Here is a 1,157-nt window from a genome sequence, read left to right as displayed (position 1 = left end):
ACGCTGGTCTATCTGCTGGGGATGAATCCGCTGGCGGCGTTTCCCATCATGATGGGCTCCACCGCCGTGCTCAGTGTCTTCTCCGCAGGCACCTTTATCCGCAAAGGGGCGTTCGATGCCAAAGCCGTGCTGGCGGTGGCCATCTTCGGCCCCATCGGCGTGGTGCTGGCCGCCATGCTGGTCAAGTCCATGGATATGGAGATGCTGAAGTGGCTGGTTGCCTTTATCGTCATCTATACCTCCTGGACCATGTACGCCTCCTGGCGGGCGGCACGTCGCTCCCCTGTGCAACTGGCGTTGGAGAGCGCAGGCTAGCCTGTACCAGTGCCGCTTCGGCCTTGGCCCCCAGATAGACATAGAGGCAGAGCGCCAGCAGCAAACCCACCGCACACCCCATCACCCCGACCGCAGGCCAGAGCAGCTCGCTCTGGCCAAGCGACCCTTTAAACAGCAGCAACAGCCCTTCGATGGAGACCGCGATCAGAATGGCGGCGATAAAGCGGGTGATGGTGCGGCGAATGGCGCTGTGGCGGAAGATACCCTTATGCAGCAGCACCTCCTCTTCCAGAATGGTCTTGCCCAGATCGAACACCGCCAATGCCAGCGTCAGGAAGATGATGGCGCTAAAGGCGCCGAGCTGGTTCTGCTGCTCGCCGCACAACAATTGGTAGAGCTGCTCCAGCCCGTGCCAGATCAGGGTAGCGACGATGAGAAACAGCGCCATGCTGAGTACCACATAGACCGCCTTGAACCAGGGCATGGCGCGGCGGCGCTCCCTGTCCCCCATCAACCAGCCAATTAACTGATTCAGACAGACGGTGATCTCCCGTCCCTGCCCCTGCACGATGAGGTGCAGCCGGTTATGGGCCGCCGGTACCGCAGGCTGGATGCACATCGGCCCCTGATAGCGGTCAATGCTGACAACAAAGGGATACCGCTTGAGCGAGGCAAGGGGGGCGCTGAGCAGCCCCTGCAGTAGCGGGGTCAGCTCCTCCTGATACTCCTGATAGCGCCGCAGCACATCGATGGGGCTCATCTCTGCCATATGGACCTCGGTGACGTGTGCTCTGTAGCGGATGTGCAAATAGTGGCCTGCTTTATGACAGGGATGGCGGGGCAAGCTGCACCAGAGGATGACAAAACGACGGATGACGAGG

Annotated in this window: 2 protein-coding genes; one reads left to right on the top strand and one right to left on the bottom strand. The window is 60.9% G+C overall.

Going from position 1 to position 1,157, the window contains the following annotated elements:
• A partial coding sequence (locus tag AAC083_RS06210) for a TSUP family transporter (RefSeq protein WP_146181597.1) occupies positions 1-315 on the top strand: 315 nt, incomplete at its 5' end.
• Here the strand turns inward: AAC083_RS06210 and AAC083_RS06205 are convergent.
• Positions 230-1,045 (bottom strand): hypothetical protein, encoded by an 816-nt coding sequence (locus AAC083_RS06205; protein WP_108536096.1) that lies wholly within the window; start codon positions 1,043-1,045, stop codon positions 230-232. The genes AAC083_RS06210 and AAC083_RS06205 overlap by 86 nt on opposite strands.
• Positions 1,046-1,157: the final 112 nt, after the last annotated feature.

Origin of the sequence: Aeromonas sp. HMWF014, assembly GCF_963878295.1 — a bacterium.
GTDB classification, from domain to species: Bacteria; Pseudomonadota; Gammaproteobacteria; order Enterobacterales; family Aeromonadaceae; genus Aeromonas; species Aeromonas popoffii.
This window is presented reverse-complemented; position numbering and strand designations above follow the sequence as displayed.